Origin of the sequence: Nonomuraea sp. NPDC048892 (assembly GCF_040649735.1) — a bacterium.
Taxonomy (GTDB): Bacteria; Actinomycetota; Actinomycetes; order Streptosporangiales; family Streptosporangiaceae; genus Nonomuraea; species Nonomuraea maheshkhaliensis.
In genome coordinates, this window is record NZ_JBEZFZ010000002.1 from 962,440 (window position 1) to 975,884 (window position 13,445).

4 protein-coding genes are annotated in these 13,445 nt (G+C 73.5%); all 4 read left to right on the forward strand.

Going from position 1 to position 13,445, the window contains the following annotated elements; translation table 11 throughout:
* The first annotated feature begins 9 nt into the window (after nucleotides 1–9).
* A complete protein-coding gene (locus tag AB0C28_RS09715; RefSeq protein WP_358073582.1) occupies nucleotides 10–1,449 on the forward strand; it encodes an AMP-binding protein in 1,440 nt (479 codons plus the stop codon).
* A 121-nt stretch (nucleotides 1,450–1,570) separates the two neighbouring features.
* Entirely contained in the window at nucleotides 1,571–3,181 is a 1,611-nt protein-coding gene (locus AB0C28_RS09720; protein WP_358073583.1) for an AMP-binding protein, read from the forward strand.
* Nucleotides 3,178–4,419 carry a type III PLP-dependent enzyme gene (locus tag AB0C28_RS09725; protein WP_357843046.1) on the forward strand — a complete coding sequence of 414 codons (1,242 nt, stop codon included), beginning with the start codon at nucleotides 3,178–3,180 and terminating at the stop codon, nucleotides 4,417–4,419. The genes AB0C28_RS09720 and AB0C28_RS09725 overlap by 4 nt, the downstream gene beginning before the upstream one ends.
* A gap of 78 nt (nucleotides 4,420–4,497) precedes the next feature.
* Nucleotides 4,498–13,445: SDR family NAD(P)-dependent oxidoreductase (locus tag AB0C28_RS09730; RefSeq protein ID WP_358073584.1), on the forward strand; the 8,948-nt coding region annotated here is incomplete at its 3' end.

Here is a 13,445-nt window from a genome sequence, read left to right on the forward strand (position 1 = left end):
CCTCTTTATTTGCTATTCAGGAAAGGGCTCGCCGAGAATCCCGGCGGGCCTGCGTTCACGATCGGCGGCGACAGCGCCACGTACGCCGAGATGGACGCGGCGGCGCTCCGGCTGGCCGGCGGTCTGGCCGGGCGCGGGCACACCGCCGTGGGCGTGCTGGCCCCGCGCGGCCGGACGGCGTACGTGGGCATCCTGGCCGGCCTGTACGCGGGGCTGACCGTCGTGCCGCTCAACCCCGGCTTCCCCCGGGCCCGCACGCTGGCGATGGCGCGCGCGGCCGGCGTGTCCGTGCTGGTCGCCGACGGGCCCGCGGACGAGCTGGGCCTGCCCGTCGCCGCCGAAGGGCCCCCGCTGGCAGAGCCGGTGCCCGTACAGGCGGAGGACGTGGCGTACGTGCTGTTCACCTCGGGCTCCACCGGCACGCCCAAGGGGGTGCCGATCACCCACGGCAACCTGAGCTCCTACTTCTCGTGGGCGGAGCGGCGCTTCGGCTTCGCCCAGGACGACGTCTTCTCGCAGACGTTCGACCTGACCTTCGACTGCGCCATGTTCGACCTGTTCTGCGCCTGGAGCGCGGGCGCGCACGTGCGCGACGTGCCCCCGCACGCCTACCGCGACCTGCCCGGCTACCTCGCCGCGCACGGCGTGACCGTCTGGTTCTCCACGCCCGGCGCGATCGGCGCCGTCCGCAGGGCCGGCGGCCTGACCCCCGGCTCGATGCCGGGCCTGCGCTGGAGTCTGTTCGCCGGGGAGGCGCTGAAGTGCGCCGACGCGGCCGCCTGGCAGGCCGCCGCGCCCGCCGCCACGCTGGAGAACCTCTACGGCCCGACCGAGCTGACCATCACGATCAGCGCGCACCGCTGGACGCCCGGCTCGCCCGCACTCGGCGTGAACGGCCTGGCGCCCATCGGCGCCGTCAACGACGGCCACGACCACCTGCTCCTCGACGAGCGCGGCCGGCCCGCCGGCGCCGAGGGCGAGCTGTGGATCACCGGCCCCCAGCTCACCCCCGGCTACCTCGATCCGGCGCACGGCCACGGCCGCTTCGTCGAACGCGACGGCCGCACCTGGTACAACACCGGCGACCGGGCCCGCAGGACGGCGAGCGGCGAACTGGTCTACCTCGGCCGGGCCGACGCCCAGGTGCAGGTGCGCGGCTGGCGCGTGGAGACGGCCGAGATCGACCACGCCGTACGCGGCCTGCGCGGCGTCGAGGACGCGGTCACCGTCGGCGTCGACAACGGCGACACCGCCGAACTCGTCGTCTTCTACACCGGTCTTCAACAGGCCTCGGCCGAAATGGCACGCGGATTGCGCCAGACGCTTCCTGACGGCATCGTGCCACGGCATTATCGTCACCTCGCCGCATTGCCGATGAACGGCAACAGAAAAACGGACCGGGCTTATCTGCGGAACCTGGCCGGAGCAGTGCTAAGGGGCGAGGCATAAGGCTTAGGGGGCCGTTAGGGGTGTGGCTTCGGAAGCGCCGGGACTACTTTCTCCAGGGGATAAGGAAAGCCGCCCGCGAGGTCCGAAGGCCGGACGTGGGGCCCGGACATGGATGCCAGACATGGATGGAGGAACGACCATGGCCACGACGCCGTCCCTCCGCTCGGGCCTCGTCCACGACCTGCTGGACGAGGCCGCCGCCCGCCACCCGCTGGGCCGGGCGGTGCGTGACGCCAGGGGCGCCCTGACGTACCAGCAGGTGACGCGGCTCAGCGACGCCGTCGCAGGATGGCTGGTCGCCGGCGGAGTGCGGCTGGGCGACCGGGTTCTCGTCAGGACCCGCAACCGGCGCGAGATCGTCCCCCTGCTGTACGGCATCTGGCGCGCCGGCGCCGCCGCGGTGCCGATCAACCCCGGCATGAAGCCGTTCCACCTGCGCTCGGTCCTCGCGGACGCCGAACCAGCGCTGCTGATCACCGACGACGGCGGCGACCCGGCCGACTTGAGCACCGCCCGCGCGGCCACGCCCAACGGGACCGCCCGCTCGGGCCCGGCGCCCGACGGGAGCGCGGATCCGCTCGACGGGAGCGCCGTCCCCGTCGTGTCGCTCGACGAGCTCTGGACGGACATCGAGGTCCTGGCCGGACTGGCCGCCAGGCCCGACCCGGTGAAGGTCGGGCCCGACGACGTGGCGCTGCTCATCTACACCTCCGGCAGCACCGCCGCCCCGAAGGGCGTGGTTTGCCCGCACGCGCGGGTGTCGTTCGCGGCCTCCGCGATCAACGCGGTGCTCGGCTACCGCGCCGACGACGTCGTCTACTGCCGGCTACCGCTCTCCTTCGACTACGGCCTCTACCAGATCATGCTGGCCGCGCTCGGCGGCGCGGAGCTCGTGCTCGCCGACGACGAACCCGACCTCGGCCTGCTCAGGGCCATCGAGGAGTGCGGCGCCACCGTGGTGCCCATCGTGCCCTCACTCGGCAGCATGATCGCCTCCCTCGCCGGGCGCGGCGGGCACGACCCCGGCCGCGTGCGCATGTTCACCAACACCGGCGCCGCCCTGCCCGAGACCACCATCCAGGCCCTGCGCGCCGGCTTCCCCGGCGCCGCGGTGGTGCGCATGTACGGCATCACCGAGTGCAAGCGCGTCACCATCATGGACCCGGAGCTCGGCGACGAGCGGCCGGGCTCGTCAGGCAGGGCGCTGCCCGGCACCACCGTCGCCGTCCTCGGCGCCGCCGGCCGCCCCGTGCCCCCCGGCGTCAGCGGCGAGATCGTCGTCTCCGGACCGAACGTCATGGCCGGCTACTGGCGCGCGCCCGAGCTCACCGCCGCCGTCTACCGCCCCGACCCCGAGACGGGCGAGACCCGCCTGCACACCGGCGACCACGGCCACCTCGACGAGGACGGCTTCCTCTACTTCGAAGGCCGCCGCGACGACATGTTCAAGCGCCGCGGCGCCCGCATGAGCACCGTCGAGATCGAGGCCGCCGCCATGGACGTGCCCGGCGTGCGCGCCGCCGCCGCCCTGCCGCCCGGCGACGGCCACGACCTGGTGATCTTCGTCGAGAGCGACCTGCGGCCGCAGGACGTGCTGCGGGGCCTGCGCGAACGCCTCGAACCCGCCAAGACCCCCGCCGCCTGCCACGTCCTGCCCGCCTTCCCGCTGACGCTCAACGGCAAGAACGAGCGCCGGCGCCTGGCCCAGCTGCTGAAGGAAACCCTCGGATGAGCCGTTCGATCAGCCGCGACGACCTCGCGGCCCGCTTCGGAAGCCCCCTCTACGTCTACGACCTGGACCGGGTCGCCGCCGCCCATGACGACCTCATGGCCGCGCTGCCCGACGGGGTCACCCGCTACTTCTCGCTCAAGGCCAACCCCCACCCCGAGATCGGCCGTACCCTGCGCGAACGCGGCGCGCGCGCCGAGATCAGCTCGACCGGGGAGCTGGACGCGGCGTTCGCGGCCGGGTTCGACGCCTCGGAGATCCTCTACACGGGCCCCGGCAAGACCCACGACGAACTCGCCGTCGCCCTCGACGCCGGGGTGCGCACGTTCTCCGTCGAGTCGCCGTCGGACCTGCGTCACGTCGGCGCCGCCGCCACCGTGCGCGGCGTCGTCGCCGACTGCCTGCTGCGCATCAACAGCGTCGAGTCAGGCGGCACCACCAGCATCAGGATGACCGGCGCGCCGTCCCAGTTCGGCATCGACAGTGAGACGCTGCCCGCGCTCATGCCCGAGCTGAGCACCGTGCCCGGCACCCGGCTGGCGGGGGTGCACCTGTTCTCGCTCAGCAACGCCAAGGACGAAGACAGCCTCATCGCCGAGTTCCGCCACACCGCCGCCACCGCCGCCCGGCTGCGGAAGGAGACCGGCATGCCCATCGGCCTGCTGGACCTGGGCGGCGGCTTCGCGGCGCCGTACCTCGCCCACGGCGAGCGCACCGTCTACTCCGGGCTGCGGGCCGCGCTGGAGGAGGTGCTCGACGAGCACTTCCCCGGCTGGCGCGACGGCGAGCCGCGGGTGGCCGTCGAGTCCGGCCGCTACCTGGTCGGCGACTGCGGCGAGCTCGTCTGCACCGTGGTAAACGTCAAGGAGAGCCGCGGCCGGCGGTTCGTCATCCTCGACGCCGGCATCAACGTGCTCGGCGGCATGTCCGGGCTCGGCCGCCTGCTGCCCATCACCGTCGAGGTCGACACGGGCTCGGACGATTCGGGCGAGGCGGGAGAGGCCCTGGAGCCCGCCACGCTCGCCGGCCCCCTCTGCACCCCAGGCGACATCCTCGGCAGGAACGTGGACGTCCCCCGCCTGCGCCCCGGCGACGTCGTGACGATCCCGAACGCGGGCGCGTACGGGATGACCGCCAGCCTCGTCATGTTCCTCGGCCGGCCTGCCCCCGCCGAGGTCGTCGTCCACGACGGCGAGGTCGTGTCGATCTCCCGCGTCGAGTTCCACCGCAAGTACGAGTAGGCCCACCGGCCCACCCCGCAGGACCACCCGCCAGACCCACGCGCACGTACGCATGAGCGAGCGACGGAGTACGGAAAAGTGAGCGAGCAGCGTAGCTTCCTGGTCAAGCTGGTACGAGACGTCACCGTCGGCATCCTGCGGACCACGCACCCCGACCCGCCGGACACGGTGGACCCCGCCCGCGGCTTCCGCGAGCTCGGCCTGGACTCGCTCGGCGCGGTGGAGCTGCACGACCGGCTCGCCGAGGCCGTCGGCGCCGACCTGCCCATGACGCTCGCGTTCGACCACCCCACGCCGCAGGCCGTGGCCGACTTCCTGCACGCCCACCTGTACGGCGACACCGCCGGCCGCGACGAGGTCAGGGTCGCCTCCGCCTCCGACGATCCCCTGGCGATCATCGGCATCGGCTGCCGCTACCCCGGCGGCGTCACCACGCCCGACGAGTTGTGGCGGTTCGTGGCCGAGGGCCGCGAGAGCGTCACCGGCTTCCCCACCAACCGCGGCTGGGACCTGGAACGGCTCTTCGACGACAACCCCGAGACGCCCAACACCTCCTACCTGCGCCAGGCGCACTTCCTGCACGACGCCGACGCGTTCGACCCCGCCTTCTTCGGCATCAACCCACGCGAGGCCCTGGCCATGGACCCGCAGCAGCGGATCGTCCTGGAGACCGCCTGGGAGGCGCTCGAACACGCCGGCATCGACCCCGTCACCCTCCGGGGCAGCGGCACCGGCGTCTTCATCGGCGCCGAGCCGCAGGACTACGGGCCCCGCCTGGACAAGGCGCCCGCCGACGTCGAGGGCTACCTCGTCACCGGCAACGCCACCAGCGTCGTCTCCGGCCGCGTCGCCTACACCTTCGGCTTCGAAGGCCCCACCTTCACCGTCGACACCGCCTGCTCGGCCTCCCTCGTCGCCCTCCACCTGGCCTGCCGGTCGCTGCGTGAGGGGGAGACCGACCTCGCCCTGGCCGGCGGGGTCACCGTCATGTCCACCCCCGGCACGTTCACCGCGTTCAGCCGCCAGCGGGTCATGTCGCGCGACGGCCGGTGCAAGGCGTTCGCCGCCTCCGCCGACGGGGCCGCCTTCTCCGAGGGCGCCGGCATCCTCGCCGTCGAACGCCTCTCCGACGCGCTGCGCCACGGCCACCCCGTGCTCGCCGTGATCCGCGGCTCGGCCATCAACCAGGACGGCGCCAGCAGCGGCCTCACCGCCCCCAACGGGCCATCGCAGGAACGGGTGATCCGCCAGGCCCTGGCCAACGCCGGCCTCACGCCCGACCAGGTGGACGCGGTGGAGGCACACGGGACCGGCACCAAACTGGGCGACCCGATCGAGGCGCACGCCCTGCTCGCCACGTACGGCCGCGACCGCGACGGGCGCGGCCCGCTCCGCCTCGGCTCCGTCAAGTCCAACCTCGGCCACACCCAGGCCGCCGCCGGCGTCGCCGGGGTGATCAAGATGGTGATGGCCATGCGGCACTCCATGCTGCCGCGCACCCTGCACGTGGACGAGCCGTCGCCGTACGTGGACTGGTCGTCGGGCGGGGTGGAGCTGCTGCTGGAGGACACGCCGTGGCCCGCGAACGGGCTGCCGAGGCGGGCCGGGGTGTCGTCCTTCGGCGTCTCGGGCACGAACGCCCACGTCGTCATCGAGGAACCTCCCGCGACCGAGAAACTTTTCGCCGTCGGGACGGGGCTCGCGTCAGGGACGAGGCTCGCGTCAGGGACGGATTCGACGTCCGGGACGGGGCCCGAGTCTCAGCTGGACTCCGTGTCGGGGGACGAGGCCGAGGCGACCACCGTTCATGAAGCGGCCGGCGGGCGTACCGCGTCGGTGCTCTACGGCGACCGCACGCCTGACGTGCTGCCGTTCGCCGTGTCGGGCAGAAGCGAGGCAGCACTGCGCGCACAGGCGGCGGCCCTGGCGGATCACCTTTCCGGACGTCTCACCGGGCAGCCCGACGGGCACGCTGACGGACATCCGGACGGGCGACCCGACGGAGAGCCCACCGTGACCGAGCCCGCCGTCGCCCTGCCTGACGTGGCCCGATCCCTGCTCACCACCCGCACCCCATGGGAGCACCGCGCCGTCGTCATCGCCGGCGGAGGCGACCCTGACGCCCTGACGTCCGCGCTCACGGCGCTGGCCGACGGCGAGCCCGCACCCAACCTCGTCCTCGGCGCCACCCACGCCGGCGCCGAAGCCCGCGCACAGGCCGTGTTCATCTTCCCCGGCCAAGGCTCCCAGTGGCCCGGCATGGCCGCCGAACTCCTGCGGACCAGCCCCGTCTTCGCCACCAGCATGGCCGAGGTGGCCGCCGAGATCGACCGGCACGTGGACTGGCACGTACTCGAAGCCCTGCACGACCCCGCCGCCCTGGACCGGCTGGAGGTCGTGCAGCCGGTGCTGTTCGCGGTGATGGTGTCGCTGGCAGCCCTGTGGGAGTCGATGGGCGTGCGCCCGTCCGCCGTCGTGGGCCACTCCCAGGGCGAGGTGGCCGCCGCGTACGTGGCCGGCGGCCTGTCGCTGGAGGACGCCGTACGCGTGATCGTGCTGCGCAGCCGCCTGTTCGCCGAGACGCTGGTCGGCAAGGGCGCCATCGCCGCCATCGCGCTGCCCGCGTCCGACCTGGAACGGCGCCTGACCCAGTGGGACGGCCGCCTGTCGGTGGGCGCGCGGAACGGCCCCTCCCACTCCACCGTCGTCGGCGACGAGGCGGCGCTCGCCGAACTGGTGGCGCAGTGCGAGGCGGAGGGGATCAGGGCCCGGCACCTGGCCAGCACCGTCGCCTCCCACAGCGACCAGGTGGACCCGCTGCACGACCGCCTGCTCGACCTGCTGGCGCCGATCCGCCCGCGCACCGGCCACGTGCCCTTCTACTCGACGGTCACCGGTGACGCGCTGGACACGGCCGAGCTGACCCCCGAGTACTGGTTCGGCAACGCCCGCCGTCCCGTCGCCTTCCACGACGTCGTCACCGCGCTGCTGCGGGACGGGCGCGGCGCGTTCATCGAGTGCAGCGCGCACCCGGTGCTCGTCATGAGCGTCCGCGACACCATCGAGGCCGCCGGCGCGGACGCCTACGCCACCGGGACGCTGCGCCGCGACGAGGGCGGGCCCGCGCGCTTCCTCACCTCGGCGGCCGAGGCGTATGCGAACGGCGTCCCCGCCGACCTGACCACCGCCATCGGCGGCGGCACTTCGCCGACCAGGGTGGAGCTGCCCACGTACGCGTTCCAGCGGCGCCGCTTCTGGCTCGACGCCTCGGCGGGAGGCGAGGACGTCACCGCCGCCGGGCTGTCGGCGGCGGGACATCCGCTGCTGGGCGCGGCCGTGGTGCTCGCCGAGTCCGGCGGGATCGTGCTGACCGGCCGGCTGGCCCTGCACACGCAGGCGTGGCTGGCCGACCACGCCGCCTCGGGCACGGTGCTGCTGCCCGGCACCGCGTTCGTGGAGCTGGCCATCGCGGCCGGCGACCACGTCGGCTGCGGTCACCTGGCCGAGCTGACCCTGGAGGCCCCGCTGCCGCTGCCTGAGCGCGGGGCCGTGCAGGTGCAGATCGCCGTCGGCCCCGAGACGGACGGCGCCCGTACGATCACCGTGCACTCCAGAATCGGCGAAGGCCCCTGGACCCGCCACGCCAGCGGCCTCCTCACCCCACACGGCGCCCCCGCCGACCTCGCCTCTGCCGGTTTCGCTTCCGCCGCTGTCGCCCCTGCTGGTGTCGCGCCTGGGGGTGTCGACTCTGCCGATGCCGACTCCGTGGGCCTCAACTCCGCTGGCGTCGGCCTCACCGCGTGGCCGCCTCCAGGTGCCGTCCCCGTACCGGTGGACGGCCTGTACGAGCGGCTGGCCGCGGCCGGCTACGGGTACGGCCCGACGTTCCAGGGGGTGAAGGCCGCCTGGCTGCGCGACGGCGAAGTCTTCGCCGAGGTGGCGCTCCCCGAAGGCGCCGGCGCCGACCGCTACGGCCTGCACCCCGCGCTGCTGGACGCCGCCCTGCACGCCGAAGCCCTGCTCGGCGACGACGAGCAGGGCGTCACCCTGCCCTTCGCCTGGACCGGCGTCACCCTGCACGCCTCCGGCGCGGCGGCGGCCCGCGTCCACCTGTGTCGCACGGGCCGCGACACCATCCAGTTGATCGCCGCCGACCCAGCCGGGGCGCCGCTGATCACGGTCGAGTCCCTCGTCTCGCGGCCGATCTCGGCGAGCGCGCTCGCACCTGCCCGCCACGACTCCCTGTACCGAGTCGAGTGGAGCCCCCTGCCAGACCTCCCCGCCCCAGCCGGCCGCCCCGTCGCCGCCCTGGGCACCGGCGCCGACACCCTCGTGCGGTACGGCCTGGCCGCGCACGCCTACACGGGCCTGACCGACCTGATCGCCGCCGACCAACTACCCGGCACGGTCTTCGTCACCTTGCGCGACACCGGAACCGGCGACCAAGCGCCTCAGGCGGCCCTCCCGTCAGCAATGCTGTCTGCGCCCGCGCCCGCGCCCGCGCCCGCGCCCGCGCCCGCGCCCGCGCCCGCGGCTGCAGACGCGACGCCGCCTGAGCCGGGCGAGAATGTCGCGCGGCTCGGTGGTGAGGTCGCCGAGGAGGCGCTGGCGCTCGTACAAGCATGGCTGGCCGAGGAGCGGCTGGCCGACACGCGGCTCGTCATCGTCACGCGAGGCGCCGTGCCCGCCGGGACGGACGGTGACGTTCCCGACCTGGCCGCCGCGCCCGTGTGGGGCCTGATCAGGTCGGCCCAGTCCGAGCACCCCGGCCGGTTCGCGCTGCTCGACCTCGACCCCGACGGCAGCGGCGTGCCCGCCGGCGCGGTGCTCGCGGCGCTGGGCGACGGTGAACCGCAGCTCGCCGTACGCCCCTCGCCCGACCCCACCGCCGCCACCGCCGCCGCCACGGGCAAGCTGCTCGCCCCCAGGCTGGCCCGCGCCGCCACCACGCCCACCCTCATCCCGCCCACCGGCGATTGGCGTCTGGACGCCCCCGCCAAGGGCAGCCTCTCCGCCCTGTCGCTGGTCCCCGTCCCCACCCGCTCCCTGGAGGAGGGCGAGGTCAGGGTCGCCGTACGGGCCGCGGGACTGAACTTCCGTGACCTGGTGGTCGTGCTCGGCATGGTCCCCGAGAACGACGAGCCGATCGGCGGCGAGATCGCCGGCGTGGTGACCGAGGTGGGCCCGGGTGTGACGGGCCTGGCCGTGGGTGACCGGGTGATGGGCCTGATGGACGGCGCGTTCGGCCCCTCCGGCGTCACCGACCAGCGCCTGCTCGCGCCGATCCCCGAGGGGTGGTCGTTCGCGGAGGCGGCGGCGGTGCCGGTGGCGTTCCTGACCGCGTACTACGGCCTGGTGGACCTGGCCGGTCTCCGGCCGGGGGAGAAGGTGCTGATCCACGCGGCGGCAGGTGGCGTCGGCATGGCGGCGGTGCAGATCGCCCGCCACCTCGGCGCGGAGGTGTACGGCACCGCCGGCCCCGCCAAATGGCCGGCCACCGGCCTGGACGAAGACCACCTGGCCAGCTCCCGCACCCTGGAGTTCGCCGACCGCTTCCCACCCATGGATGTCGTCCTGAACTCCCTGGCCGGAGACTTCACCGACGCCTCACTCGGCCTCCTCAAACCCGACGGCCGCTTCCTGGAGCTCGGCAAGACCGACATCAGGACCGACAGCGGCGTCCATTACCTGCTCTACTCCCTCATGGAGGCCGGACCCGACCGGCTCGGCACGATGTTGTCCGAGGTCCTGGCGCTGTTCCGGGACGGGGCGATGGAGCGGTTGCCGGTGCGGACGTGGGATGTGCGGCGGGCCCCGGAGGCGTTCCGCCTGATGCAGCGGGCGGGCCACGTCGGGAAGATCGTGTTGCGGATGCCGCCGGTGCTGGACCTGGAACGCCCGATTCTCATAACGGGCGGGACCGGGACGCTGGGCGGCCTGGTCGCTAGGCATCTGGTCTCGTCGTACGGAGCCCGAAGTCTGGTGCTGATGAGCCGCCAGGGCGAGATGGCCCCCGCCGCGCAGGAGCTTCGCGCCGAACTGGCCGAGCTGGGCGCCGAGGTGGAGATCGTGGCCTGCGACGCCGCTGACCGCCAAGCACTGGAGCAGGTGCTGCAAGGGCGGTCGTGGTCGGCGGTGGTGCACTGCGCCGGCGCGCTGGACGACGGCGTGATCGAGTCCCTGACCCCCGAACGCCTGCACAAGGTCCTGGCATCCAAGGCCGTCGCCGCCTGGAACCTGCACGAACTGGCCGGCGACGTGGACGCCTTCATCCTCTACTCCTCCGCGGCAGGCGTCCTCGGCGACGCCGGCCAGGCCAACTACGCCGCCGCCAACGTCTTCCTCGACGCCCTCGCCGCCCACCGCAAGGTCCGCGGCCTGCCCGCGCAGTCTCTCGCCTGGGGCTTCTGGGAGCAGCGCAGCGCCATGAGCGCCCACCTCGGTGACGCCGACGTGGCCCGGATGGAACGCTCAGGCGCCCGCGGCCTTTCGTCCGGTGAAGGACTCGCCCTGCTCGATGCCGCCATGACGATCGACGAGGCGCTGCTGCTGCCCATCCACCTCGATCTGCCGCGTGCCGCCGACGCGCCCCGGCTGCTCGACGGCCTGGTGCGCAGGCCCGTCCGCCGCGGCGCCGCCGCCGGCACGGCGCCGGGCGGAGCGGCGGCCGCGCTGGAACGCCGGCTCGCCGCGCTGCCCGAGCCAGAACGCGACGAACTGCTGCTCAAACTCGTCAAGGCGCAGGTCGCCGTCGTGCTCGGACACTCGGGTACGGACTCCGTCTCGGCGCAGCGGGTGTTCACCGAGATCGGGTTCGACTCGCTCACCGCCATCGAACTGCGCAACAAGCTGAACGCCGCCACCGGGCTGCGGCTGCCGTCCACCCTCGTCTTCGACTATCCGACGCCGCTCGCGCTCGCCGGCTACCTCAAGGAACGCCTGCTCGGCGCGGAGCCGGCCGCCGCACCCACCGCACCCAAAGCGCCCGCCACGGCCGTGCTCGACGAGCCGATCGCGATCGTCGGCATGGCCTGCCGCCTCCCTGGCGGTGCGAACTCGCCCGAGGCGCTGTGGAGCCTGCTGATGGACGAGCGCGAAGGCATCTCCCCGTTCCCCGCCGACCGGGGCTGGGACCTGGAGCGCCTGTTCGACCCCGACCCGGACAAGCGGGGCACCAGCTACGTCAAGCTGGCCGGCTGGTTGCACGAGGCCGGGGACTTCGACGCCGAGTTCTTCGGCATGAGCCCCCGCGAGGCACTGGCCACGGACCCGCAGCAGCGGCTCCTGCTCGAAGTGGCCTGGGAGACGCTGGAACGTGCGGGCATCGACCCCGCCGGCCTCAAGGGCAGCGACACCGGCGTCTTCATCGGCGCCACGGCCACCGGCTACGCCACCGGCCCCGGCCGGCTGCCGGAGGACGTCGAGGGCTACCTGGTCACCGGCACCTCCATCTCGGTCACGTCAGGACGCATCTCCTACACCCTCGGCCTGCAAGGCCCCGCTGTGACCGTCGACACCGCCTGCTCGTCGTCGTTGGTGGCGTTGCATCTGGCGTGTGAGGCGTTGCGACGCGGTGAGTGCTCGGCGGCATTGGCGGGCGGGGTGACGGTGTTGTCCACGCCTGAGGTGTTCGTGGAGTTCTCCCGGCAGCGTGGACTGGCGGGAGACGGACGGATCAAGGCGTTCGCGGAGGCGGCCGACGGCACGGTCTTCTCAGAAGGCGCGGGCATGGTCCTGGTCGAGCCGCTGTCGCGGGCTCGGGAGCTGGGGCACCGGGTCCTGGCGGTGGTCCGCGGCTCGGCGGTGAACCAGGACGGCGCCTCCAACGGGCTCACGGCCCCCTCGGGCGTGGCCCAGCGCCGCGTACTCAACCGGGCGCTGGAAGCGGCCCGCCTCACCCCCGCCGACGTGGACGTGGTCGAAGGCCACGGGACCGGCACGATGCTGGGGGATCCGATCGAGGTGCAGGCGTTGCTGGGGGTGTACGGGCAGGGGCGGCAGGTGCCGCTCTGGCTCGGCTCGGTCAAGTCGAACTTCGGCCACACGCAGGCCGCCGCCGGTGTCGCTGGTGTGATCAAGATGGTGCTGGCCCTGGAACACGGCGTCATCCCGGCCACCCTGCACGTGGACGAGCCCACCACCCACGTCGACTGGTCCCAGGGTGACGTACGGCTGGCCGACCACACGACCGACTGGCCGGAACTGGGGCGTCCGCGCCGGGGCGGGGTGTCGTCGTTCGGCATCAGCGGCACCAACGCCCACGTCATCCTGGAGCAGGCCCCCGCTCCAGAGCCCGCCGCCTCGCAGCCCGCCGCCCAGGGGGCCGCCTCGGAGTCCGCTGTCGTGGAGCCCGCAGAACCGCTCGCCTTCCCGGTGCCGGTGGTGCTGTCCGGCCGGGGCGAGTCCGGTCTCGCGGCCGTCACCGAGCAGCTGCGCGCGACGCTGTCGGACGCCACGCTGTCCACCGCGTCACCCGCCGACGTCGGCTACTCGCTCGCCGTCAGCCGCGCGGCCCTGGAACGCCGTGCCGTGATCCTGGCCGCTGATCGTGGGGAGTTGGTGTCGGCTCCGGTGGTGGTGGAGTCGGTGGTGGAGGGGAAGACGGGGTGGCTGTTCGCGGGGCAGGGGAGTCAGCGGCTGGGGATGGGCCGGGAACTGGCTGAGGTGTTCCCGGTGTTTCGGGACGTGTTCGAGGAGGTGTTGGCGGGCTTCGGTGATGGGTTGGTGCGTGAGGTGATCTGGTCGGATCCGGGTCGGGTGGATCAGACGCGGTTCGCGCAGGCGGGGTTGTTCGCGGTGGAGGTGGCGTCGGCGCGGTTGCTGGAGTCGTGGGGGATGTCGGCGGATGTGCTGCTGGGGCATTCGATCGGCGAAGTAGCAGCGGCGCATGTCGCAGGGGTGTTGTCGTTGCGGGATGCCTGTGCTCTGGTGGCGGCTCGGGGCCGGCTGATGCAGGAGCTTCCCGCTGGTGGGGTGATGGTTCAGGTGTCCGCCGGTCTGGAGGCGGTACGGCCGCTGCTGGGCGC

Bases quoted from the DNA above. Each gene is read 5' to 3' on its own strand.
- AB0C28_RS09725 (WP_357843046.1), top strand. From the start codon at position 3,178: ATGAGCCGTTCGATCAGCCGCGACGACCTCGCGGCCCGCTTCGGAAGC.
- AB0C28_RS09720 (WP_358073583.1), top strand. From the start codon at position 1,571: ATGGATGGAGGAACGACCATGGCCACGACGCCGTCCCTCCGCTCGGGC.